The following is a 357-nucleotide window of genomic DNA, read 5'->3' as shown; positions in this document are numbered from 1 at the left end:
CAGCTATAGTTCTATCCATATTGTAATGAGGATGTGAGTTTACATCTGATGGCTCTCCATGAGTTGCCCATCTAGTATGCCCTATTCCTAAATGTCCATCAATAGGATTTTTTTCTAGATCCTCAGCTAATATAGCTAATCTACCTTTGAACTTTCTTATTTCTAATTTGTCACCAGTATTTACGGCAACACCTGCAGAGTCATACCCTCTGTACTCTAATTTTGACAGGCCTTCTATTAAAACTCCTATTGCCTGTCTTTTTCCTAAATATCCAACTATTCCACACATATTATGTGTCCTCCTAAAAATATTATTTTATATATTTTTAGAGTTAGGTCATGAAAAAGCTTACTTGA

Annotated in this window: 1 pseudogene; it reads right to left on the bottom strand. The window is 34.5% G+C overall.

Features of this window, described 5'->3' with window-relative positions:
* Positions 1 to 289, bottom strand: a pseudogene (locus tag K0039_RS25610) (glutamine--fructose-6-phosphate transaminase (isomerizing)); the annotation flags it as partial.
* Between the last annotated feature and the right edge of the window lie 68 nt (positions 290 to 357).

It is taken from the genome of Terrisporobacter mayombei, from assembly GCF_020748465.1.
GTDB lineage: Bacteria > Bacillota > Clostridia > Peptostreptococcales > Peptostreptococcaceae > Terrisporobacter > Terrisporobacter mayombei.
Note: the sequence above shows the minus strand (reverse complement) of the source record. Positions and strands in the feature narration are given on the sequence as shown.